Source organism: Streptomyces sp. NPDC021012, from assembly GCF_044333355.1.
GTDB lineage: Bacteria > Actinomycetota > Actinomycetes > Streptomycetales > Streptomycetaceae > Streptomyces.
Map to the genome: position 1 here is coordinate 154,589 of NZ_JBIRQU010000006.1, position 21,719 is coordinate 176,307.

Below are 21,719 nucleotides of genomic sequence, written 5' to 3' on the forward strand. Positions count from 1 at the left end.
CCCGCGCTCCCGACCCGAACAGGCGGTACTCCGCATGCCGATCACCTCTTCCTCCGTCCCCGCGCCCTGTACGGTGCCGCCCTTCGAGCCGCTACGGGTGCGGGGCGCCCGGCACCGGCTGCGCAGGGCGCTCCGGCGGGGGCGGCGCGCCCCGGCGCTGCTGCTGGCCCTGACGGCGGGCGCGCTGGCCGTCGCGAACACGGGGCCGGTTTCCTCCGGCGCGGAACCGCTGCCCGCCCGCGCGCGGCCGCCCGCCGCCGTCCCCCTGGTGTCCGCGCCGGTACGGATCGCCGACGCGGCGACCGTGCGGCTGCTGCGGCCCGGCGACCGGGTCGACGTGATCGCCGCGCCCGACTCGCCGCTCGGCGGGGAGGGTGGGGCGCGGGTGGTGGCGACGGGCGCCCGGGTGGCCGAGGTTCCACGGCCGGACGAGACCCGTCCGGACGGAGGGGCGCTCGTCGTCCTGTCCGTGCCGAGGCCGACGGCGGCGGCGCTGGCAGGTGCCGGTGTCACGTCCCAACTGGCGGTGACGGTGTGCTGATTCGCACTGACACGCTGTCAAGTCACCGTCCCGTGTGTACGGATTGGACGCCTCTGCGCCGTTCACGGCCTAATGGCTCCGCACACAGCGGTACACGCGACGAAAGGCACCTCGGTGGCCGAGAAGAAGGAAAGTTTGCTGGGAGGCTTCAAGGCCTTCCTGATGCGCGGCAACGTGATCGACCTGGCGGTGGCCGTCGTCATCGGTGCCGCGTTCACGAACATCGTGAACTCGGTGGTCAAGGGCATCATCAACCCGATCGTCGGCGCCTTCGGCACGAAGGACCTGGAGGGCTACGCCTCCTGCCTCAAGGACCCCTGCAAGATGGTCGACGGGGAGATGCAGGGCATCCAGATCCAGTGGGGCCTGGTCCTCAGCGCGGTGCTGAGCTTCGTGATCACCGCGGCCGTCGTCTACTTCCTCATGGTCCTGCCGATGGCGAAGATCCTCGCCAAGCGGGCCCAGCAGGAGAAGGCCAAGGAAGGCGTCGAGGAGGTCATGGAGGTCAGCGAGCTGGAGGTGCTCAAGGAGATCCGCGACCACCTGGTCTCCCAGCGCGGCCACGTGAACAACACGCACCCGGCCCCCGGGGTCGTCGGCGGTGGCAGCGCCGGGGCGCACTCCACCTCCTGACCGGCGGAGCGCGCCGGTTTCAGAGGTGGTGCGGCGGCTTCTCGTCGAGGAAGCGCGCGAGGTCGGCGGCGCTGTCGCCGCCGGCCGGAGGCCGCTCGCCCCACCCGCGGTCCGTGTCGTCCGCGGATTGCTGGTCCAGCGGATCGTCGAAGACGAGTGCCGGCTTCGGACTGTTCTCGGGGCTGGATGACATGCCGGGCCGCTTCGCGTCTCGCGGGCCGTGGGCGGGGGCGGTGCTCATCTCTCCAGACTACGCCCGGTCACCCGCCCCGGTACCGGGACCGGGGCGCCGGATCCGGGGATCGCCGCATCCGCCGGGGGGCCGGGCGTGGCACGGGGGCGGGCCCGTCGCGCGCTCTGCTGTGCTAGTGCACATGACACAACCGTTTCTGCCCCTCACCGCCCGCTCCCGCGAGGAGTCGCACCGGGTCGCCACGTCCCTGGAGCTCTTCTTCGACCTGTGTTTCGTCGTGGCCGTCGCCCAGGCCGGCGCCGAGCTCGTCCATGCGGTCGCCGAAGGCCACGCGGGCCAGGGCATCGTCAACTACGCGATGGTCTTCTTCGCGATCTGGTGGGCCTGGATGAACTTCTCCTGGTTCGCCTCCGCCTACGACAACGACGACGTCCTCTACCGCGTCGTCACCCTCATCCAGATCGCCGGCGTGCTCGTCCTCGCCGCCGGTGTCTCGCGCGCCTTCGAGGAGCACGACTTCCTCGTCGTCTACATCGGGTACGTCGTGATGCGCCTCGCGATGGCCTCGCAGTGGCTGCGCGCCGCCCATCACGCCACCGACCCGGCCGAGCGGCGGATGTGCCGCCGGTACGCGGGCGGGGTCCTCACCGTCCAGATCGGCTGGCTCGCGCTGGTCCTCGCGCCCGAGCCGGCCCGCCCGTGGGTCTTCCTGGTCATGGCGCTCGCCGAGATCGCCGTCCCGGTGTACGCGGAGAAGGACGCCCCCAGCGCCTGGCACCCGCACCACATCGCCGAGCGGTACGGCCTGTTCACGATCATCGTGCTCGGCGAGACCGTCGCCGCCGCGACCGTCGCCGTGAAGACGGGCATCATCGAGAACGACGCCCTCGGGGAGGTCCTCCCGATCGCCGCCGGCGGTCTGCTGCTCGTCTTCGCCGCCTGGTGGATCTACTTCGTCGTGCCCGCCCACGACCGGCTGACCTCCAGCCGCCAGGGCTTCCTGTGGGGCTACGGCCACTACGTGATCTTCGCGTCGGCCGCCGCCGTCGGCGCGGGCCTGGAGATCTCCGTCGAACAGGCCGTGGGCAAGGCCCACGTCTCCACGCTCGCCGCCTCCGCCGCCGTGACGATCCCCTCGGCCGTGTTCCTGCTGTCGGTGTGGCTGCTGCACGCCCGCTACTTCAAGGTCGGCATCGCCCAGCAACTGGTCCTGCCGGTGGCGTCGTTCGCGATCCTGATGTGCTCGTTCGCGGGCCACTGGGCGGTCCCGGCGGCCGGGCTCGTCGCGGCCGCCACGGTCGCCGTCGGCGTCACCCTGACCGCCCGCAACCCGGCCACGCGCGCGCGGGAGGCGGTCTGACCGTCCCCGGGGCTGGAGGACCCGCCGTCCCCCGGGACACAATCCCGCCCATGATCTTCCGCCTCCTCGGGCCACTCACCCTGCCCGGCACGGCCGGACCTGCCGGGCCTGCCGGCGGCCCCAAGGTCCGTGCCCTGCTCGCCCGGCTCCTCCTCGACGCGGGCCGGACCGTGCCGGTGGAGCGGCTCGTCGACGGGCTGTACGGGGACGAGCCGCCGGCCGGCGTCCAGGGCGCGCTCCAGGCCCAGGTCTCGCGGCTGCGCCGGATCCTTCCGGCGGGCGTGGCGGTGGAGTTCACGCCCGGCGGGTACCGGCTGGTCGTCGGGGACCCCTCGACGGACGTGGACGTCCTGCGGTTCGAGGCGCTCGCCCGGGACGGCGCGCGGGCCGCCGGAGCGGGCGACCCCGCGCGCGCGGCCGCCCTGCTGCGGGAGGCGCTCGGGCTCTGGCGGGGGCCGGCGCTGGCCGACGTACGGGAGGCGCCGTTCGCGGCGGCCCAGGCGGCCCGGCTCGACGCGCTGCGGCTCGACGCGGTGGAGGAGTGGGCGGCCGCCGAGTTGACGGCCGGCGGCGACCCGGCGGTCCTCGTACGGGAACTGGAGTGGGCGGTCCGGGAACAGCCCCTGCGGGAGCGGCTGCGGGGCCTGCAGATGCGGGCGCTCGGCGCGGCGGGGCGGCAGGCGGAGGCGCTCGCCGCCTACGAGGGGGTGCGGGCGGCCCTGGCCGAGGAGCTGGGGGCCGATCCGTCACCGGAGCTGTCCGCCGTCCACCTGGAACTGCTGCGGGGCGAAGCGGCTGCCCGGGCGTTCCCGCCGCTGCCCGCGCCGCTGACGGACTTCGTGGGCCGCGGGCGGGAGCGGGAGCGGCTGGCCTCCCTGGTGGCGGCCGCCCGCCTCGTGACCCTGGTGGGCCCGGGCGGCGCGGGCAAGACGCGGCTCGCGCTGGAGGTGGGCGCGGGGCTGCCGGGAGAGGTCCGGTTCGTGGACCTGGGGGCGGTGTCCGCTTCCACCGAGGTCGTGGAGGCGTTCGCGGCGGCGCTCGGGGTGCGGGGTGCGGCGCGGCTCGAAGCGGCGCTGGCCGGGCGGCCGGTGCTGCTGATCGTGGACAACTGCGAGCACGTCGTCGGGGAGACGGCGTTCCTCGTACGGCGCCTGCTCGCCGCCTGCCCGGGGCTGCGGGTCCTGACGACGAGCCGCGAGGCCCTCGGGATCACCGGGGAGTCACTGCTGCCGCTGGGCGCGCTGGCGCCCGAGGCGGCGGAGGAGCTGTTCGTGCGGCGGGCGGCGGCGGTACGGCCCGGATTCACGGGCCACGCGCGCGTGGCGGAGCTCTGCGCCGGGCTCGACGGGCTGCCGCTCGCCGTCGAACTGGCGGCGGCCCGGCTGCGGACCCTGTCCGTGGAGGAGCTCGCGGACGGGCTCGGCGAGCGTTTCGAGCTCCTTTCGCGCGGGGACCGCACGGCGCCGGAGCGGCACCGCACACTGCGGGCGGTGGTGGAGTGGAGCTGGTCCCTCCTCGAACCCGGCGAACGGGAACTGGCCGCCCGGCTCTCGGTCTTCCGGGGCGGGGCGACGGCGGAGGCGGTGGCCGATGTGTGCGGGGCGGGCACGGGCACACTGGCCTCGCTCGTGGAGAAGTCGCTGGTGGAGGTGCGGGACGACGGCCGGTACCGGATGCTGGAGACGATCCGCGCGTACGCCGCCGAGCAGCTACCGGACGGGGACCCCGCGGTCGCCGCCCACTCCGCGTACTACCGGGCGCTCGCCGAGAAGGCCGACCCCGAACTCCGGGGCCCCGCCCAGCTGGAGTGGCTGACCCTCCTCGACGCGGAGGACGCGAACCTACGGGCGGCCCTGCGTCACGGCACCCCGGAGGAAGGCCTGCGCCTGGTCTCCGCCCTCACCCCGTACTGGTGGCTCCGCGGCCTCCGGGGCCGGGTCGCGTCACCCGTCGCGGAACTCCTGGACCGGGTGGAGCCGTCTGCGGAACTCGGCGAGGAGTACGCGCTGTGCGTGCTCGCGGCGGGCCTCCGGGAGGGCGAACACGTCGACCGCGCCCGGCGGTTCCTCGCCACGCGCACGACTCCGCTCCGGCAGCCGTACACGGCCTTCCTCTGGTCGACCTCCGTGGGCCCCCTGGACCCCCTGGAGGGACTTCGCCTCGCCGACGACCCCTGGTCCCACTCCCTTGCCCTCGTCGGCCGCGCCCACCTGACCTCCTCGGAACCCCTCTTCACCCGAGCCCTCGCCGGCTTCCGGGCACTCGGAGAACGCTGGGGCACCGCCACAGCCCTCGAAGGCCTGGCCGGCCTCTCCTCCGACCCCCTCCCCCTGCTCGCCGAGGCCCTCACCCTCTTCGAGCAACTCGGCGTCGCCGAGGACATCGTGGACCTCCTCCGCCGCCGCGCCTCCGTCCACGAAGCGTCCGGAAACGAGGCCGCTGCCGCGGCCGACCTCGCCCGCGCGACGGCCACCGCCCGGCAAGCGGGCCTGCCCACCTGACCGACGACCCACCGCCGGGCGGTGCCCCCGCCGCCCCCCGTTGTGGGCAATCGTTCCGCCGGGGCGGAACCCACCCCCCCCCGTTGTGGGCAATCGTTCCGCAGGGCGGAACGGGTGGGCACAACGGACCCGCGCCCTGCCGGCGCCAGAGGCTTCCGAGCCCGGACCCGCACCACGTTGTGCGCCGTACATGGGGTGCGGGTTCAGGCTCGGAACGCGGAGGCGCCGCTAGAGGGCGCCGTCCCGTGTGCCCACCCGTCCCGCCCCAGCGGGACGATTGCCCACACGGGGCGGGGGCGAAGCCCCAGGCGGGTGCGGGCACCGCACGGGGGCGTGGGCGAAGCCCCGGGAGGGGGCACCGCCCCGCCGGGCGCGCGGCCCACACGGGCGGGGGGCGAAGCCCGGGCGGGGGCGCCGCCCAGCAGGGGTGCGGGGCCGAAGTCCTGGGCGGGGCCCACACGGGGCGCGGGCGAAGTGCGCTGCTCGGCGCGGGTGCGGGAGGCACTTTTCGTGGCCGAGGCAACGCGCTCCGTATCGCCGCAGGTCAAACCGCCCTTATGTGCATAAGACACTCTTTCGGCGTACCGTCGTGTGGTTCCCCCCTTCCCCGACGCCCAGGGAGAGCGCGTGTCCCGCTCCATGACCGGCCATGTCCCGACGCCCCGCAAGGAGCACCGTTCGCGTCTTCGGACGGTGGCGATTGCGACGGGTGTGGTCGCGGTGGCCGCGGGGGGGTTGTATGCGGCGGGGGTGCTCGCGACGGGGGACGACATATCCGCGGGGACGCGGGTCGACGGCGTGGACATCGGGGGGATGAGCCGCGCGGAGGCAGAGGCGAAGCTGACGGCGGAGGCTCCGGCGTCCTGGAAGGCGCCGATAGCCGTCAAGGTCGGCGACCGCTCCACGACCGTGGAGCCGGCGGCGGCCGGGCTGACCGTGGACGTGGCGAAGACCGCGGACCTGGCGGCGGACCCGTCGCGGAACCCCGTGACCGTCATCGGGCGGATGTTCTCCTCCGGTGAGCGGGAGGTCCGGCCGGTCCTCGCCCACGACGAGGCGAAGACGCGGGCCGCCGTGGCGGAGCTGGCCAGGAAGAACGACCGGGCGGTCCGCGAGGGATCCGTGGCCTTCCGGGACGGCAGGGCCGTCGCGACCCAGCCGGTGACCGGCAGCAAGTTGGACACCGCGCGGGCCGCCGAGACCCTGCGCGCGGCCTACCCGGCGGCCACGGGCGCCGCCGCGGTGACGCTCCCGGTCTCGGTGACCGAGCCGAAGCTGCCCGCCGGCGAGGTGAACCGGTTCCTCGACACGTACGCCGAGCCCGCCGTCTCCGGCCCCGTGACGCTCACGGCCGGCGAGCAGCGGCTGCGGATCTCCCCCGCCACCCTCTCCGACCACCTCACGGTGAAGAACGACGGCGGCCGTCTGACCGCCTCCCTCGACGAGGAGGCCCTGCTGCGCGACCCGGACGTGGCGGGCCCCCTCGCCTCGCTGACGGGCGCGCCGCGGGAGGCGTCCCTCGGGGTGCGGGACGGCAAGGTCGTCGTGGAGTCGGAGGGCCGGCCGGGCCACGAGGTCACCGCGAGGGCCCTCGGCGACGCCGTCCGCCCGCTGCTCACGAAGTCCGGCGACGCGGCCCGTACGGCTCCGGTGGCCACCAGGGTCACCGAGCCCGAGCTGTCCTCCGGCTCCCTGGCCCGCCTCGGCATCACCGAGCAGATGTCGACGTTCACGGTGAACTTCCCCACCGCCCCGTACCGGACGACGAACATAGGCCGGGCGGCCGAGCTCATCAACGGCTCCCTGGTGCAGCCGGGCGAGGTGTGGAGCTTCAACAAGACGGTCGGCGAGCGGACCCCGGAGAACGGCTTCGTCGACGGCACGATGATCCTCGACGGCTCGTACCGCTCCGCGCCCGGCGGCGGCGTGTCCGCCATGGCCACCACCATGTACAACGCCATGTTCTTCGCGGGGGTGCAGCCCGTCGAGCACGGCGCGCACTCCTTCTACATCGAGCGCTACCCGGCCGGCCGGGAGGCGACCGTCGCCTGGGGCCAGCTCGACCTGAAGTTCCGCAACGACACGGGCAAGCCGATCTACATCAAGGCGAGCGCCACCGACCATTCGGTCACCGTGAGCTTCCTCGGCACGAAGAAGTACGACTCCGTGGAGGCCGTCGCGGGCCCGCGCACCAACATCACGCAGCCCACCAAGCGCGAGGGCACCGGCGAGGCCTGTGTGCCGCAGCCGCCCCTGGAAGGCTTCGACATCTCGGTGGACCGCGTCTTCAAGAACGGCGGCGTCGAGGTCAAGCGGGAGACGTACAAGACCCACTACACCCCGCGCGACGAGGTGACCTGCAAGCCCGTCACCGAGGGGCAGACCGGCGGTCACTGACGGAAGGGTGTCTTCCCGTTCGACCGGGGCATGACTTCGGAGCGCGGCCCGTCGCCCCTCGACCGGCCCGCCCCGAACCTCCCCGGACCGCCGGAGGCACGCCTTGGCACAGCGCAGCGACCCCTTCGAGCGGCTCCTCGGCGAGGCCGCCCGCGCGGGCGTCTACCCCGGCGCCGCATGGGCCGTCGGCGACGCCCGTACGACCCTCTCGGCCGGGGCGGTCGGGCCGCTCGACCCGGAGCGCCCGGAGGAACCGACGCTCCCCGACACGCTCTTCGACGTCGCGAGCCTCACCAAGGTCCTCGCCGTCTGGGCGGTCGTCGGCACCCTCGTCGACGCCGGGAAGCTCGACCTGGCCGCCCCACTCGGCTCGTACTGGCCGGAGGCCGCGGGCCGGCCGCTCGCCGGGGCCACCGCGCACCACCTCCTCACCCACACGGCGGGCCTGCCGCTGCGCGCCAACCTCCGGTTCCTGTACGGCTCCGATCCGCAGGACGTCCGCGACGGCGTCCTCGCCGAGCCGCTCCGGCACCGGCCCGGGGAGGCCGTCACGTACACCGACCGGGCGGCGCTGATCCTCGGCTACCTCGCCGAGCACCTCACCCGGCAGCCGCTCCCCCGGCTCGCCGCCGACCGGGTCTGGACGCCCCTCGCCATGGCGGAGACCCGGTTCGGGCCGCTGCCCGCCCGGGTGAGGGAGCGGTGCGCGCCCACCGAGTACGACGAGGAGAGCGGCGCCCCGCTCCGGGGCACCGTCCACGACTTCTCGGCCCGGCTCCTCGGCGGCGCCTGCGGGATCGCGGGCGTGTTCACCACCACCGCCGACATCGGACGGTTCCTGCGGCATCTGCTCGACCCGGTGCCCGGCACCTTCTCCGCCGGCTGGACCGCCGCGTCGCTGCGCGTCCACACCGGCGGACTCGTCCCCCCGCGCGGCCTTTTCTGGCATCCGGCGCCGGGCACGGAGCCGGCGGAGGACGTGTGGGCGCACTTCGGCTTCACCGGCACGGCCCTGTGGGTCTCGCCCGCGCGCGGCCGCTGGGCGGTCCTGCTCACCAACCGGCTCCGTCTCACTCGCGACCCCGGCCCGCTGGCCCGGGTCCGGGACGGCTTCCGGGCCCTCGCCTTCCCCGACGGGTAGGCCCCGCCTTCCCCTCGGGTAAAGGGGGTGCCGTCCGGCGTCGCGTCTGCGACCCTGCGTCCGCCCGGTGGATCACCGACGGCTCGATGCCTGCGCAGGGAGTGCGGACTGATGGGTTTCACGCTGGAAGGACCGGTTCTGGAGGGCGGGTTCGTCCGCCTGGAGCCGCTGGGGCACCACCACGTCGCGGGCCTGGCCCAGGCGGCGGAGGAGAACCGGGACTCGTACCGCTACACCTGGGTGCCGGGGCGGGGGGAGGCCGGGGCGTACGTCGACGCGCAGCTCGGCCGGGCCGCCGAGGGCAGGCTCGCCCCGTACGCGCAGATCGACCTGGCGAGCGGCCGGATCGTCGGCCACACCTCCTTCTGGGACCCGCGCCCCTGGCCCTCCGGGGAGGGCCTGTGCGCGATCGAGATCGGCTTCACCTGGCTCGCGGCCTCCGCGCAGGGCACCGGGGTGAACGCCGAGGCCAAGTACCTGCTCTTCCGGCATGCCTTCGAGAACTGGGGCGTGGCCCGCGTCGACCTGAGGACCGATGCCCGCAACGCCCGCTCGCGGGCCGCGATCGCGGGCGTCGGCGCGAGCTTCGAGGGCGTCCTGCGGAACTCGGCCGGGTCCTGGGTGCCGGGCGAGGAGGGCCGCCTCCGCGACACGGCCGTCTTCTCGGTCATCGCCGAGGAGTGGCCCGAGCGCCGGGCGGCCCTCGAAGAGCGCCTGGCCGGGATCCGGGAGCGGCGCGCGGCGGGCCGCTGACGCGGGGGCGCGTGTGGGACCCGTCTCACAGTGCGGCACCCCTTGATCGATCAAGTGGGCCCGGGGTTACCATATGAGCGCCGCCTAGCTCGAAAGATACTTCTGTGACTGTCAATGACGACTCGTTCACCAGTTGGAAGAACCGCGAGGAGATCGCGGAGTCGATGATCCCGATCATCGGGAAGCTGCACCGGGAGCAGGACGTCACCGTCCTGGTCCACAGCCGCTCCCTGGTGAACAAGTCGGTGGTCAGCATCCTGAAGACCCACCGCTTCGCCCGGCAGATCGACGGCGAGGAGCTCTCGGTCACCGAGACCCTGCCCTTCCTCGAGACGCTCACGACCCTCGACCTGGGCCCGTGCCAGATCGACATCGGCGTACTGGCCGCGGACTACAAGACCGACAACCGCGGTCTCTCGGTGGCGGAGTTCACCGCCGAGGCCGTCGCCGGCGCCATCGGCGAGAACAAGGTCGAGCGCCGTGACGGTCGCGACGTCGTCCTCTACGGCTTCGGCCGCATCGGCCGCCTCGTCGCCCGCCTCCTCATCGAGAAGGCCGGCTCCGGCAACGGTCTGCGCCTGCGCGCGATCGTCGTCCGCGGCGGCGGCGACCAGGACCTCGTGAAGCGCGCCTCGCTGCTGCGCCGCGACTCCATCCACGGCCAGTTCCAGGGCACGATCACGGTCGACGAGGCGAACGGCACCATCGTCGCCAACGGCAACACGATCAAGGTGATCTACGCCAACGACCCCTCCGAGGTCGACTACACGGCGTACGGCATCGACAACGCCATCCTGATCGACAACACCGGCAAGTGGCGGGACCGCGAGGGCCTCTCCAAGCACCTGCGCCCCGGCATCGACAAGGTCGTCCTGACCGCGCCCGGCAAGGGTGACGTGCCGAACATCGTGCACGGCGTCAACCACGACACGATCAAGCCGGACGAGCAGGTCATCTCCTGCGCCTCCTGCACCACCAACGCGATCGTCCCGCCGCTGAAGGCCATGGACGACGAGTACGGCGTGCTGCGCGGCCACGTGGAGACGGTCCACTCGTTCACGAACGACCAGAACCTCCTGGACAACTACCACAAGGCCGACCGCCGCGGCCGTTCCGCGCCGCTCAACATGGTCATCACGGAGACGGGTGCCGCCTCCGCCGTGGCCAAGGCGCTGCCCGACCTGAAGGCGCCGATCACCGGCAGCTCGATCCGCGTCCCCGTCCCGGACGTCTCGATCGCCATCCTGAGCCTGCGCCTGGGCCGCGAGACCACCCGCGAGGAGGTCCTCGAGTACCTCCGCGACGTCTCGCTGCACTCGCCGCTGAAGCGCCAGATCGACTTCACCACGGCCCCCGACGCCGTCTCGATGGACTTCGTCGGCTCGCGCCACGCGTCCATCGTCGACGCCGGCGCGACCAAGGTCGACGGCGACAACGCGATCCTGTACCTGTGGTACGACAACGAGTTCGGCTACTCGTGCCAGGTCATCCGGGTCGTCCAGCACGTCTCCGGCGTGGAGTACCCGACCTTCCCGGCCCCGGCGGTCTGATCTCCGCCGGCGCACCCGCACGGCCGCGCGCCGCACTTCCCGTCCGGGGGGTGCGGCGCGCCGCCGTCTCCGCCGCGACCGGGCCCGACGAACCGCTCACGGCCCGCCGGCGTCCCTCCCGCCATGAACACGCTCACGCACGGGACGCGCCAGCTGCTGCGCTTCACGGTCCTGGAGGCGCGCTGCTGCGCCTTCGCCGTCGCGCTCGTCGGCGGCATAGCCGTCTCGGCCCTGCTGCCCGAGCTGCCCGTCGCCCGCTACGACCTGCTGCTCCTGTACGGCGCCGGGCTCACCGTCCTGGCGTGGAGGCTCGGCTGGGACACCGGCCGCGACGTCGCCGTGATCGCCGGCTGCCACGCCATCGGCCTGCTCTTCGAGCTGGTCAAGGTACGGATGGGCTCCTGGAGCTACCCGGAGGACGCCCTGACCAAGTTCGGCGGCGTGCCGCTGTACGGCGGGTTCCTGTACGCGGCGCTCGGCAGCTACGTCTGCCGGGCCTGGCGCCTGTTCGACCTGCGGCTCACGGGCTACCGGCCCCGGCTCACGGCGGCCCTCGCGGCGGCCGTGTACCTGAACTTCTTCAGCCACCACTGGCTGCCCGACGCCCGCTGGGTCCTCGCCGCGCTGCTCCTGGCGGCGACGGCGGGGACCTGGGTCCGCTTCCGGGTCGGCGAGAGCGACCTCCGGATGCCGCTGGCCCTGTCCTTCGTCCTGATCGGCTTCTTCCTCTGGGTCGCCGAGAACGCGGCCACGTACGTCGGTGCCTGGAGCTATCCGGACCAGTTGGACGGCTGGCAGCCGGTCCCCCTCACGAAGTTCGGTGCCTGGGCGCTGCTCGTCACGGTCACGTTCACCCTGGCCGCGCGAATGAATCGGACATTTTTCCCGCATGACCGCCCGCGCCGTGCTACAGTCGATCTCAGTTGCAGTCGTGGTTCCCAATGAACTGACAAGTGCCTTCGGCGATTCGACATCGTCAGGCACTTGATGTGTTTTCGGTGCAGTTTTCCGGACGGGGCAATCATCACGGCGACACCGGGACCCGCACAGTGCGGTTCCCAGGGGTACGCCCCGTTAAGGAGATCTGACATGGCCAACGGCACCGTCAAGTGGTTCAACTCGGAAAAGGGCTTCGGCTTCATCGAGCAGGAGGGTGGCGGCCCGGACGTGTTCGCCCACTACTCCAACATCGCCACCTCCGGCTTCCGTGAGCTCCAGGAAGGCCAGAAGGTGACCTTCGACGTCACGCAGGGCCAGAAGGGCCCGCAGGCGGAGAACATCCTCCCCGCCTGACGTTGACACGTCCGACGCGGCCGGGGCCCCCACCCATGCGGTGGGGGCCCCGGCCCGTCGCTTTTCCCCGCCCTTTCCACGGACCAGGTGCCGCATGACCACCACGCCCAGCAAGGACGCCCCCGAGGCCTCCGTGACCTTCGCCGCGTTCGGCCTGCCGGCCGCACTGCTCGCGGAACTCACCCGCCGCGGTGTCGAGGCGCCCTTCCCGATCCAGGCCGCCACGCTGCCGGACGCCCTCGCGGGCCGCGACGTCCTCGGTCGCGGGCGGACCGGATCCGGCAAGACCCTCGCCTTCGGCCTGCCGATGCTCGCCCGCACCGCCGGGCGCCGGGCCGAGGCCCGCAAGCCGCTCGCCCTGGTCCTGGTCCCCACCCGCGAGCTGGCCCAGCAGGTCGCCGACGACCTCGCTCCCTACGCCGACGCGCTGGGGCTGCGCCTGGCCACCGTGGTCGGCGGCATGTCGATCGGGCGGCAGGCCACCGCGCTGCGCGACGGCGCCGAGGTGCTGATCGCCACGCCCGGCCGGCTCATGGACCTCGTCGAGCGCAAGGACTGCCGTCTCGACCGGGTGGCCGTCACCGTCCTCGACGAGGCCGACCGGATGGCCGACATGGGCTTCCTGCCGCAGGTCACCGAGCTGCTCGACCTGGTGCCGGGCGGCGGCCAGCGGCTGCTGTTCTCGGCCACGCTCGACCGTGACGTCGACGAGCTGGTCGCGCGCTACCTCCAGGACCCGGCCGGGCACTCCGTCGACCCGTCGGCCGCGGCCGTCTCCACGATGGAGCACCACGTGCTGCACGTGCACGGCCCCGACAAGTTCGCCACCGCCACGGAGATCGCCGCCCGCGACGGGCGCGTGATCATGTTCCTGCGCACCAAGGCCTCCGTGGACCGCTTCGCCAAGCACCTCCTCGGCAGCGGGGTGCGGGCCGCGGCACTGCACGGCGGCAAGTCGCAGCCGCTGCGGGCCAGGACCCTGGAGCGCTTCAGGAGCGGCGAGGTCCCCGTCCTGGTCGTCACGGACGTGGCGGCGCGCGGCATCCACGTCGAGGCGCTCGACCTCGTCGTCAACGTCGATCCGCCCGCCGACGGCAAGGACTACCTGCACCGCGGCGGGCGCACGGCGCGTGCCGGGGAGTCCGGCGTCGTCGTCACCCTCGTCACCCCCGAGGAGCGCCGGGACGTGGCCAAGGTCATGGCCGACGCCGGCATCCGGCCCGTCGTCACCAGGGTCCGCTCCGGCGAGGCCGAGCTGACCCGCATCACCGGCGCCCGGAAGCCCTCGGGCGTACCGGTCGCCGGGAACGCGCCGAGCCAGGAGGGCGCCCAGCGCGGCGGCGCCGCCTTCCGGGGCATGGGCACCGTCCCGGGCCGCCCGGGGCGCGCGAAGAACGAGTCCCGCCGCGCCGCCGAGGCCCGCAGGACGGCCGAGGCCCGCCGGGCGGCGAAGGTCCGGCGGGGCGGCTGAGCGGACGGCTTCGGGCGCCTCGGGGACGGGGGCCCGGACACGGCTTCTCTCCGTCGGGCCGACCGGGAGCCGGGGCTCCCGGCGGCCGGACCGGCGGACGCCGTCAGACGCTCCAGATCTCCTTCATCGTGGCCACTTCGCCCTTGGCGTTCAGCGTGACCTCGTAGACGTTGCCGTAGCAGCCGTAGGGGGGCTCCACCTTGGGGTAGTCCTCGGTGGGAGCCCCGATCTCCTCGGCCAGGCAGCGGTCGACGTGCAGCGCCAGCTGCTCGTGGTCGACCTGCTTCGACTGGCCGGGGCCGAGGGCCAGATACGCCTTGACGTTCCGGGGAAGGACGTAGTGCTTGGTCGGGTCCCCCTTGTCGGCGCCGTAGATCCAGTCGTTCGGCGTGCAGTGCGGCTTGGCCTCGGCGGCCTCGAAGCCGCCGGAGTCGCGCATGAGCTGGACCTTCAGCTTCAGGATCCCGGCGGGCAGGGTCGGCGGAGTGCCGCAGTCGCCGCCCTTTCCGTCACCGTCGACGTCGTCGGCCGGGGCTCCGTCTCCGGTCTCGCCGGGGTCCGACGTCTGGGACGCCGTGGCCGACGGCGAGGCCCCGGTGCCGGAACCTCCGGTCACGCCCTGGGCGTCGGGGTCCTCCGGACCGCAGGCGGCGATGCCGCTCAGCGCGGCGAGGAGCGCGATCGCGCTGAGGACACGGCGAGTTGAGGTCATTCTTCCATTCCCCCGAATGAGAGAGCTCTATGTCGTGATCATGATTGATCGACGGGGCTTTCTACACCACGGAGTCGCCGAAGGGCCAATCGGCGCGACGCGTCAGTCCCGCGCGGGAGCCCCCGCCGTGACCAGCAGTCCCGTGAGGAGGCTCCCGAGGAGCAGGAGGCCGACCGTGGACCAGAGGGCGACGGAGTAGCCCTCCAGGACGGCCCCGTTCGCCAGCACGACGAGCCGGGAGACTGATTCCGGGGTGCTGTGCGGGTCGATCAGGATTCCGCTCCGGGCCGCCTGGGCCAGGGGCTGCGGCAGCTCCGCCGCCCCGCCGAGGCGGCCCGAGACGGCCGAGGCGAGGAGGGTGCCGAACAGCGGTACGGCGAGCCGGCCGCCGAGGCTCTGGACCGCCAGGACCATGCCCGCCGGGCCGCCGGAGCCCCCCTGCGGGCCGTCCGTGCCGGTCGCGGTGGCGAGCAGCGGCCCCGTGGCCAGGCCGAGGCCCAGGCCGACGAGGACGAGGCCGGGCAGCACCACGGCGGCGTACGAGCTGTCACCTTCGAGGCGGGCCAGGACTCCGACGCCGGCCGCCGCGACGAGCAGGCCGGGCACGATCAGCCCGCGGGGTGCCAGGCGGGCCTGGAGGCCGCCGGAGAGCTGGGTGGCGACGAGGGCTGCGAGGGCCAGGGGCAGCAGGGCGAGACCGGTCTGGGACGGGGTGTATCCGAGACCGCTCTGCAGGTACATGAGCAGGATCAGCCCCAGGACGGGCGTGCTCATGCCGACGAGGGCCAGGGCCAGGAGGGAGCCGGCGCGGTCGCGGTCCGTGAAGAGCCGCGGCGGGACGAGCGGGCCGTTCGTCCAGGTCTGCCACCACAGGAAGGCCACCAGGAGGGCCGCGCCGGCGAGCAGGAGTACCAGGGTCAGGGGCGTGGTCCAGCCTCCCCCGCCGGAGCCGTACCCCCCGTCGGCCCGGTCGAGGCCGAGGACGAGCGCGGCCAGGGCGCCGGTGCCGAGCAGCAGGCCCGGTGCGTCGAGGCGGGCGGGCGGACGGCTCGACCGGTCGTCCTCCAGCCGTACGGCCGGAACGACGGCGATCAGGGCGAGCGGGACCGCCGCGTAGAAGCACCAGCGCCAGCTCATGTTCTGGACCAGCCAGCCTCCCGCGAACGTGCCGACGCCGAGGCCGCCGGCGGCGAGCACGGCATAGGCCCCGAAGGCCCTGCCGCGTTCCTTCGGGTCGGTGAAGCCGCCGGCCACCAGGGCGAGCGCGGCCGAGGAGAGCAGCGCGGCGAACCCGCCCTGGAGGGCCTGCGCCGTGGTGAGCACGGCGGAGGCCGGGGCCGTGCCGCCGAGCACGGAGGCGGCGGCGAACCCGGCCAGGCCGATGATCGCCGCCCGTTTGCGGCCGAGGAGATCGGTGAGGTGCCCGCCGAGGAGGAGCAGGGCACCGAAGGCGAGCCCGTAGGCGAAGGAGAACACGCCGAGGTCGTCCACGGGGAGGCCGAGGTCGGCCTGGATGGCCGGCAGCGCCACGTTCGTGCTCGCCGAACCGACGAGGACCAGGAACTGCGCCACCACGGCGACGGCCAGGCCCGCCCACCGCCGCGGGGAGGCCCCCGGCCGGTCGGCGGGGGCGACGGGAGCGCCCCACGCGCCCGGCACGGTGCCGGCGGCAGGCCCGAAGCCCGCCGAGGCCGTAGGGGTGTACGCGGGGTGCGGCGGGAGCGAGGGCGGCTGGGGCTGTGCGGGGTGCTGGGCCGGGATGCGCGGGTCCTGGACCGGCACCCGCGTCTCCGGCGCGAAGTCGAGCAACCGGGCGGCGTGACGGCCGAGTTGGGCGAGCACGGAGCCGGGCAGCCACTCCCCCGCCCCGTCCGCCGCCGTGCGCGCCGCCACCTGGGCGGGGGTCGGCCGGCGCGCCGGGTCCTTGTGCAGGCACTCCCGTACGAGATCGAGCAGCGAGTCCGGCACGCCCGTGAGGTCCGGCTCGTCCTCCGCGATCCGGAAGAGGTGCGCGCTGAGGCCGGTGTCGGTGGCGCCGAAGAGGAGCCGGCCGGTGGCGGCGTACACGAGGACGGCGCCCAGGCAGAACACGTCGCTGGCCGGGGTGAGTTCGAGCCCGCGCACCTGCTCGGGCGACATGAAGCCGGGCGAGCCGATCAGCATGCCCGTACGGGTGTGCAGGCTGTCCCCGCCGAGGCCGTCCATGGCCCGGGCGATGCCGAAGTCGATGACGCGCGGCCCGTCCACGGTCACGAGGACGTTGGAGGGCTTCAGATCGCGGTGGATCAGCCCGGCCGCGTGCACGGACCCGAGCGCCGCGGCGAGCCGGTGGGCGAGGGTGCGGACCGAGTGCTCGGGCAGCGGACCGAAGTCCTTCGCCACCACGGTCGTCAGGTCGGGTCCGGGGATGTACTGGGTCGCCACCCACGGCACCGGCGCCTCGGTGTCGGCGTCGAGCACGGCCGCCGTCCACTCCCCGCCCACCCGCCGGGCGGCCTCCACCTCGCGCGCGAAGCGCCGGCGGAACTCGGGGTGCTGGGCGTACTCGGCCTGCACGACCTTGACGGCGACCGTCCGTCCGGCTTCGGACCGGCCGAGGTACACCAGCCCCATCCCGCCCGCGCCGAGCCGGGCGATGAGGCGGTACGGGCCGATGCGCGTCGGATCTTCGGTGATCAACTGGTCCACGAAAGCAAGATAGTTGAGGGGAGCGCGGCCGGGTGGCGGAACCTCACCGCGATTCCCGGGGACATAACGCGCATGCGGGCAGCAACCACGAGGACCTACCATCCCCATTCATGATCGACTGGATGGCCGTCGAGGCCGCCGACTGCGCCGTGCCCGCCGACCACCCCATGGAGGGCCTCGTCCGCGAGCTGTCCCGCGCCCTGGCGGATCCCGATCCGCTGGTCCGGGACGGCGCGCCCTACGCCGTCCTCGCCACCTGGATCGCCCGGGGGACGATCGAGGCGCCCCGGCGGCTCGCGCTGGGCGACGAGATGGCCGCCCGGTTCACCGACCCGCGGATCGAGGCCCGTACCTTCGCGCCCCTCGTGCTCGACATGCTGGTGGCGGCGGGGGACTTCAGGACCGGCTGGGTGGACGCGTTCGAGCGCTGGTACCCGGCGGAGCGGGACCTGCGCGGCCACGACGCGACGCTCGGCTGGCTCCACGCCGTCGCGCACGGCGCGGACCTGCTCGCCGGCTTCGGCCTGCACCCCGAGGTGGCGCCGGTACGGATGCTGGACCTCGCCGCCGCACGCCTGACGGCGCCCACCGACCACGTCTACGACCAGCTGGAGGACGACCGGCTGGCCCGCGCCGTCGCCCGCGTCCTCACCCGCGCCGACCTGAGCGAACGCGAAGCCGTCGGCTGGCTGGAGCCCATCGCCGAGCGCTTCGGCGCCGACCGCCTCAGCACCCCGGTGCCCGCCCACCTCAGCAACTGCCTGCGCACCCTGCGCCTGCTCTACGTCCTCGCCGACCGGGGCGTGCGCCCCACCCCCGAACGGCCCGCCGAACCCCTCGCCCACCGCGAGGCCGTCAAGTCCGGCGTCGCCACCGTCCTCGACCGGATCGTCAAGCGCTGACCGTCGACGGTCCTCGCCCTCCGGGGCCCGGAGCCGGCTGCCGCCCCCACGGCGGCAGCCGACCCGAGGGCGCCCACCCTGGCGCGGCACGCTGGAAGCCCGATGGAATCCCGCTGAAGCGAAGGCCCCGGAGCAGCGCCGCGTCGCCGCGCGCACGGAGGTCCGTGAGGAGTTCCGGACCGCCCCCGGACCTGCTGCGCCGGCACATGCCGAGGATCGCCCCGGACGGGCTGCTGCGCCCTGGCCTCACCGTCTCCCTCGCCCGGTACGACACCGGGAGCCGCGACGGTCCGGGCCCCGTGCGTCTGGTGGCCCGGACCGCGCCCGCCTGGGCGGACTCCGGGCAGCGGATCAGCCTCGCGCTCTGGGACGCGAGCCGCGCCGGTGAACTGCGCACGCGCTCCGGAGCCGACGGCCCGCCCGCCGGACCTCCCTCCCCGGGACTGCCGGGGGACGGACTCCACCACGCCGTGGACCGGTGGCCGTACGCCCGGGCGGGGCGCACCGGTTTCGCCGGGGCCCTGCGGGCGCGCCCGCGCCCGGTCGTCCCGTTCGTGGCGCGAGCACGATCCCGACCAGGTACCGGACGGGCCGCCGGGGTGGGCCCGGGCGGTCGGCATCGGACAGCCGGCGCGCGGTCGGACATGATCTGGATCACAGGGAACCTTTGCGCGGTGCGGGTCCTCCTCCGGGTGTCGACGCCCTTCGGCGCCGGCCCGATCCCGATCTCGATCCCGATACGGAGGGGACCCCATGGCGGTCATCGACATCGAGCGGCCCCGCGCGGCCGACGGCGGGCGCGCCGTCGCCGTGCTGCTCGCCGTCCTCGCGCTGGCGCACGTCTACTGGGCGACCGGCCTGACCTGGCCCGCCGCCGACGAGCGGAGCCTGTCGCTCGCGGTCCTGGGCGGTGTCGTGTCCTTCGGGCCGGCGGTGGTGCTGCCGCTGGCCGTCCTGGAAGGCTGCGCCGCCGTCGCCGTGGCGGCCCACGCGCGGGGCGTCCGCGGCCGCCGGATCCCGCGCCTCGTCACGTATGCCGTGGCGGGCGGGATGCTGCTGCGCGGGGCGGCCGGTCTGGTGTGGATCGTGATCGGCCGGGACGGATCCGGGGCGGCCTTCCCGTGGCTGAACGCGCTGCTCTACACGCCCCTGAGCCTGGTCTTCGGCTGGACGGCCCTGCGTGCCGCCCGCTGAGGCCGCCGGACCGGTCGACCGGGGCGTCGCGCTCGTGCGGGCCGCCCGGCGCGGCGACACGCTGGCCCTGCACGACCTGCTCGACCACCTCACCCCGTACATCGCGCGGATCTGCCGGCCCATCGCCCTCGACGACGGGCCGGACGCCACCCAGGAGGCCCTGGTCGCCGTCTTCACCTCGCTGCGGTCGCTGCGGGAGCCGGAGGCGCTGTACGGGTGGGTGCGGGTGATCGCCGTACGGGAGGCGGTACGGGTCGCCAGGCGGGCGGCGCGGGCGCGGCCTGCGGAGCTGCCCGACGTGCCGGAGCGGGGCGATCCGCTGCTGGCCGCCGACATCGGCGACGTCCTGGCCCGGTTGTCGCCGGCGCACCGGGCGGTCCTTGTGCTGCGGGACGTCGAGGGGATGGACGAGGAGTCCGCGGCCGCGCTGCTCGGGGTGCCGGCCGGTACGGCGAAGTCCCGGTTGCACCGGGCACGGCAGAGCTTCCGAAAGGCGTGGTCCGGGTGAACGGGGAAGAGGCGATGATCGACGACGTGCGGCGGCTGCGGGTCATGGGCGCCGGGGTCCGGGGCGCGCGGATCGTGGAGCGGGTGCTGCCCGCGCCGCTGGACGTGGTGTGGGCCGTCATGGGCGACCTGGAGGGCGGCTTCGGCTCCTTCCAGCCGGACATGCGGTCGGTGCGGGTGCTGCGCCGGGACGGCGACCGGGTGGAGGCCCTGGCCCGCAGCCGGTACGGCTTCCGGGCCCGTCTCCACGGGGTGCTGCGGCCGGGGTGGTGCTGGCTGCAGAGCCGCTTCCTGGTCATCGGGATGGCGGCGGTGGACGAGGGCGGCTCGACCCGGGTGGCGCTCACCGGAGGCGTCCGGGTCCCGGGGCGGGCCGCGCTGGTCCCGTTCGGGACGCGCCGTGAGCTGGAGCAGGCCATGGCGCGCCTCGCCGAACGGCTCACACGTCCTGGATCCGCCGGAACGGACGGTCCGCCTCCAGGGTGAACGCGACGTCCAGGAGGGTGCGTTCGCTTCCGGGGCGGCCGGAGAACATGACGCCGACGGGCAGGCCGTCGTCCGTCGCGCGGGTGCTCGGGAGGGAGATCGAGGGGGTGCCGACGACGTTGTCGACGGGGGTGAACGCGACGTACGCGAGGATCCGTTCGATGAGCTCGGGGTAGGGGACGGTCGGCGCGAGGCGGCCGATCGGCGGGGCGGGGTGGGCGAGGACCGGGCTGAGGAGGAGGTCCAGGCCGCGGAAGGCCGCCGCGTACGCCACCTTGGTGCGCTTCAGGCGCCGCAGGACGCCCGGGGTGCGCCGCCAGTTCTCCAGGTACGTCGCGCGCAGCCCGCGGCTGAGGCCGTCCATGCGGCGGCGGTCGAAGTCGGCGCCGAGGGTCCGGCCGGTGGCGCCGAGGAGGAAGGACAGCATCCCCCAGTAGGTGAGGAAGTCCTCGGTGAAGCGCGGGTCGACGGCGATCTCGACCGGCTCCACGGTGTGGCCGAGCCGTTCGAGCCTCGTCGCCGTCTCCGTGACGGCCTCGCGGGTGGCGGTGTCGGAGGCGACGCCGTTGGGCGAGTCGAGGAGGAAGCCGATGCGCAGGCGCCGTCCGGAGGGGCCTTCGACCAGGCCCACGGGCGGCAGCTTCGGGTTGCGCCAGTGCGTCTCGGCGGCGGCGAGGAAGGCGGCGGTGTCCCGTACGGAACGGGTCACGACGCCGTCGACGACGAGGTCCAGGGGCAGTTGGCGGCTCTGGGCGTTCGGCACGACCCTGCCCCGGGTCGGCTTGAGGCCGACGAGTCCGCAGCAGGCGGCGGGTATGCGTATGGAGCCGCCGCCGTCGTTGGCGTGGGCGATCGGCACGGCTCCGGCGGCGACGAGCGCCGCGCTGCCGCCCGAGGAGCCGCCCGCGGAGTGGCCGGTGTGCCACGGGTTGCGGACGGGTTCGGCGGTCTCGTACTCGGTGGTCGGGCTGAAGCCGAACTCGGGCAGCCGGGTCTTGCCGAGCACCGTGACGCCGCTGCTCAGGAACTGCCGGGCGAACGGCGCGTGCCGCCGGGCCGGCCGGGGCGTGAAGGCGGCGCTGCCGTGGCCGGTGGGCAGCCCCTGGTGGTCGGTGTTGTCCTTGACGAAGGTGGGGACGCCCGCGAAGACGCCGCCGGTGCCGGGCGCCGGGGTCTCCGCGTGCGTCTGCACGGCGTGGAGCCGCTCCTCGACGGCCCGCACCCGCTCGGCCGCGTCCCGGGCGGCCTCGGCGGCGCCGACCTCGCCGCGCCGGATCGCCTCGGCGAGCCCGACGGCGTCGTGCTCCCCCAGGGCGTCGTCCCGGAAGGCGTGCACCCTGGTCCTCGCGTCGAAAGTCGTCATCGCTGCCTCAGCCCCCGGCCGTGTGGATGGTCGT

Annotated in this window: 19 protein-coding genes; 15 read left to right on the forward strand and 4 right to left on the reverse strand. The window is 74.3% G+C overall.

From position 1 onward, the window contains the following. Positions 1-34: 34 nt before the first annotated feature. Both ACH4TP_RS21135 and mscL read left to right on the forward strand, forming a co-directional pair. Positions 35-541: a hypothetical protein gene (locus tag ACH4TP_RS21135; RefSeq protein WP_398188155.1), complete on the forward strand. Its 507-nt coding sequence runs from the start codon at positions 35-37 to the stop codon at positions 539-541. Positions 542-655: 114 nt separating this feature from the next. Further along, positions 656-1,174 carry a large conductance mechanosensitive channel protein MscL gene (mscL, locus tag ACH4TP_RS21140; RefSeq protein ID WP_398188158.1) on the forward strand — a complete coding sequence of 173 codons (519 nt, stop codon included), beginning with the start codon at positions 656-658 and terminating at the stop codon, positions 1,172-1,174. Positions 1,175-1,193: 19 nt separating this feature from the next. Here mscL and ACH4TP_RS21145 read toward each other — a convergent pair whose 3' ends face one another. Continuing rightward, the gene (locus ACH4TP_RS21145; RefSeq protein WP_398188161.1) at positions 1,194-1,415 is read right to left on the reverse strand and encodes a hypothetical protein; all 222 of its coding nucleotides are present in this window, start codon (positions 1,413-1,415) and stop codon (positions 1,194-1,196) included. A gap of 133 nt (positions 1,416-1,548) precedes the next feature. Here ACH4TP_RS21145 and ACH4TP_RS21150 point away from each other — a divergent pair, with 133 nt between their 5' ends. The 9 genes from ACH4TP_RS21150 (at position 1,549) to ACH4TP_RS21190 (ending at position 13,833) form a co-directional block, all read left to right on the forward strand. Further along, positions 1,549-2,727 carry a low temperature requirement protein A gene (locus ACH4TP_RS21150; RefSeq protein WP_398438780.1) on the forward strand — a complete coding sequence of 393 codons (1,179 nt, stop codon included), beginning with the start codon at positions 1,549-1,551 and terminating at the stop codon, positions 2,725-2,727. A 50-nt stretch (positions 2,728-2,777) separates the two neighbouring features. After that, positions 2,778-5,228: an ATP-binding protein gene (locus tag ACH4TP_RS21155; RefSeq protein ID WP_398438781.1), complete on the forward strand. Its 2,451-nt coding sequence runs from the start codon at positions 2,778-2,780 to the stop codon at positions 5,226-5,228. Positions 5,229-5,867: 639 nt separating this feature from the next. Continuing rightward, a complete protein-coding gene (locus ACH4TP_RS21160; RefSeq protein ID WP_398438960.1) occupies positions 5,868-7,625 on the forward strand; it encodes a VanW family protein in 1,758 nt (585 codons plus the stop codon). A 103-nt stretch (positions 7,626-7,728) separates the two neighbouring features. Next, positions 7,729-8,766, forward strand: a complete 1,038-nt coding sequence (locus ACH4TP_RS21165; protein WP_398182448.1) for a serine hydrolase domain-containing protein — start codon at positions 7,729-7,731, stop codon at positions 8,764-8,766. Positions 8,767-8,877: 111 nt separating this feature from the next. After that, positions 8,878-9,519: a GNAT family N-acetyltransferase gene (locus ACH4TP_RS21170; protein WP_398438782.1), complete on the forward strand. Its 642-nt coding sequence runs from the start codon at positions 8,878-8,880 to the stop codon at positions 9,517-9,519. Positions 9,520-9,623: 104 nt separating this feature from the next. Then, positions 9,624-11,069 (forward strand): glyceraldehyde-3-phosphate dehydrogenase, encoded by a 1,446-nt coding sequence (locus ACH4TP_RS21175; RefSeq protein ID WP_389226336.1) that lies wholly within the window; start codon positions 9,624-9,626, stop codon positions 11,067-11,069. Positions 11,070-11,192: 123 nt separating this feature from the next. Then, positions 11,193-12,014 carry a DUF817 domain-containing protein gene (locus ACH4TP_RS21180; protein WP_398182442.1) on the forward strand — a complete coding sequence of 274 codons (822 nt, stop codon included), beginning with the start codon at positions 11,193-11,195 and terminating at the stop codon, positions 12,012-12,014. Positions 12,015-12,158: 144 nt separating this feature from the next. Next, positions 12,159-12,362 (forward strand): cold-shock protein, encoded by a 204-nt coding sequence (locus ACH4TP_RS21185; protein ID WP_015031667.1) that lies wholly within the window; start codon positions 12,159-12,161, stop codon positions 12,360-12,362. Between the two features lie 94 nt (positions 12,363-12,456). Then, positions 12,457-13,833, forward strand: coding sequence for a DEAD/DEAH box helicase (locus tag ACH4TP_RS21190; RefSeq protein ID WP_389226342.1), 1,377 nt, complete (start codon positions 12,457-12,459; stop codon positions 13,831-13,833). Positions 13,834-13,936: 103 nt separating this feature from the next. Here ACH4TP_RS21190 and ACH4TP_RS21195 read toward each other — a convergent pair whose 3' ends face one another. Beyond that, on the reverse strand, positions 13,937-14,545 hold the full coding sequence (locus ACH4TP_RS21195; protein WP_398438783.1) for a hypothetical protein: 609 nt from the start codon (positions 14,543-14,545) through the stop codon (positions 13,937-13,939). Positions 14,546-14,647: 102 nt separating this feature from the next. Next, a complete protein-coding gene (locus ACH4TP_RS21200) occupies positions 14,648-17,233 on the reverse strand; it encodes a bifunctional serine/threonine protein kinase/MFS transporter (RefSeq protein WP_398438784.1) in 2,586 nt (861 codons plus the stop codon). A 110-nt stretch (positions 17,234-17,343) separates the two neighbouring features. Here ACH4TP_RS21200 and ACH4TP_RS21205 point away from each other — a divergent pair, with 110 nt between their 5' ends. From ACH4TP_RS21205 to ACH4TP_RS21220, 4 genes are all read left to right on the forward strand, one after another. Continuing rightward, positions 17,344-18,135, forward strand: coding sequence for a DUF2785 domain-containing protein (locus tag ACH4TP_RS21205; RefSeq protein ID WP_398438785.1), 792 nt, complete (start codon positions 17,344-17,346; stop codon positions 18,133-18,135). A 753-nt stretch (positions 18,136-18,888) separates the two neighbouring features. Beyond that, entirely contained in the window at positions 18,889-19,329 is a 441-nt protein-coding gene (locus tag ACH4TP_RS21210) for a DUF3995 domain-containing protein (protein WP_398438786.1), read from the forward strand. After that, positions 19,316-19,837 carry an RNA polymerase sigma factor gene (locus ACH4TP_RS21215; protein ID WP_398438787.1) on the forward strand — a complete coding sequence of 174 codons (522 nt, stop codon included), beginning with the start codon at positions 19,316-19,318 and terminating at the stop codon, positions 19,835-19,837. Before ACH4TP_RS21210 ends, ACH4TP_RS21215 begins: the two co-directional genes overlap by 14 nt. Before the next feature lie 14 nt (positions 19,838-19,851). Then, a complete protein-coding gene (locus ACH4TP_RS21220; protein ID WP_398438788.1) occupies positions 19,852-20,322 on the forward strand; it encodes a hypothetical protein in 471 nt (156 codons plus the stop codon). Here ACH4TP_RS21220 and ACH4TP_RS21225 read toward each other — a convergent pair. Beyond that, positions 20,276-21,685 carry an amidase gene (locus ACH4TP_RS21225; protein ID WP_398438789.1) on the reverse strand — a complete coding sequence of 470 codons (1,410 nt, stop codon included), beginning with the start codon at positions 21,683-21,685 and terminating at the stop codon, positions 20,276-20,278. The genes ACH4TP_RS21220 and ACH4TP_RS21225 overlap by 47 nt on opposite strands. Positions 21,686-21,719: the final 34 nt, after the last annotated feature.

Bases quoted from the DNA above. Each gene is read 5' to 3' on its own strand.
- ACH4TP_RS21135 (WP_398188155.1), top strand. From the start codon at position 35: ATGCCGATCACCTCTTCCTCCGTCCCCGCGCCCTGTACGGTGCCGCCC.
- ACH4TP_RS21145 (WP_398188161.1), bottom strand. From the start codon at position 1,415: ATGAGCACCGCCCCCGCCCACGGCCCGCGAGACGCGAAGCGGCCCGGC.
- ACH4TP_RS21150 (WP_398438780.1), top strand. From the start codon at position 1,549: ATGACACAACCGTTTCTGCCCCTCACCGCCCGCTCCCGCGAGGAGTCG.
- ACH4TP_RS21155 (WP_398438781.1), top strand. From the start codon at position 2,778: ATGATCTTCCGCCTCCTCGGGCCACTCACCCTGCCCGGCACGGCCGGA.
- ACH4TP_RS21160 (WP_398438960.1), top strand. From the start codon at position 5,868: ATGACCGGCCATGTCCCGACGCCCCGCAAGGAGCACCGTTCGCGTCTT.
- ACH4TP_RS21170 (WP_398438782.1), top strand. From the start codon at position 8,878: ATGGGTTTCACGCTGGAAGGACCGGTTCTGGAGGGCGGGTTCGTCCGC.
- ACH4TP_RS21180 (WP_398182442.1), top strand. From the start codon at position 11,193: ATGAACACGCTCACGCACGGGACGCGCCAGCTGCTGCGCTTCACGGTC.
- ACH4TP_RS21185 (WP_015031667.1), top strand. From the start codon at position 12,159: ATGGCCAACGGCACCGTCAAGTGGTTCAACTCGGAAAAGGGCTTCGGC.
- ACH4TP_RS21190 (WP_389226342.1), top strand. From the start codon at position 12,457: ATGACCACCACGCCCAGCAAGGACGCCCCCGAGGCCTCCGTGACCTTC.
- ACH4TP_RS21195 (WP_398438783.1), bottom strand. From the start codon at position 14,545: ATGACCTCAACTCGCCGTGTCCTCAGCGCGATCGCGCTCCTCGCCGCG.
- ACH4TP_RS21205 (WP_398438785.1), top strand. From the start codon at position 17,344: ATGATCGACTGGATGGCCGTCGAGGCCGCCGACTGCGCCGTGCCCGCC.
- ACH4TP_RS21210 (WP_398438786.1), top strand. From the start codon at position 18,889: ATGGCGGTCATCGACATCGAGCGGCCCCGCGCGGCCGACGGCGGGCGC.
- ACH4TP_RS21220 (WP_398438788.1), top strand. From the start codon at position 19,852: ATGATCGACGACGTGCGGCGGCTGCGGGTCATGGGCGCCGGGGTCCGG.
- ACH4TP_RS21225 (WP_398438789.1), bottom strand. From the start codon at position 21,685: ATGACGACTTTCGACGCGAGGACCAGGGTGCACGCCTTCCGGGACGAC.